This window comes from Desulfobulbus alkaliphilus, from assembly GCF_016918545.1.
Classification (GTDB): domain Bacteria; phylum Desulfobacterota; class Desulfobulbia; order Desulfobulbales; family Desulfobulbaceae; genus Desulfobulbus; species Desulfobulbus alkaliphilus.
Window position 1 is genome coordinate 1 of sequence record NZ_JAFFQC010000426.1, and the last position, 389, is coordinate 389.

The 389-nt window shown below is 47.6% G+C and carries 1 pseudogene; it reads right to left on the minus strand.

Annotation, left to right across the window (positions count from 1 at the left end):
* Nucleotides 1-52: 52 nt before the first annotated feature.
* Nucleotides 53-389 (minus strand): annotated as a pseudogene (locus tag JWG43_RS19245) (hypothetical protein); the annotation flags it as partial.

The window sequence follows — 389 nt, forward strand, 5'->3', positions numbered from 1 at the left end:
AATTTCCCCTCCAAGACGTACCAGGCAGTAGGCCGCCTATTTGTCTATTGAATCAAGCCTCCTGATGAACCGTAATCTGGGGAAAGGGAATATCCCAGTTATATTGGGAGGCCGCCTCAACACACCATCTTTGTATGCTTCGCTTCAAACGGTTGTATATGGGTGCCTGGCTGCCTTTAAAATCGGCAATAACCACAAGGTCCAGGGACGAGGCTCCGGCTTCCGCAAATTCCACACGCAGGTTCAGCATGTCTTGGGCATACCCTTCTTTTTCAATGTTGTTTTGGATAAAGGCTGATAAAAGGTCTGGAATGGTTGTGGTGGCATCTTCCTGGTGGCCATAACCAATACCGAAAAGCACCTTGAGTCTAAAATTCACAGAGAGATTC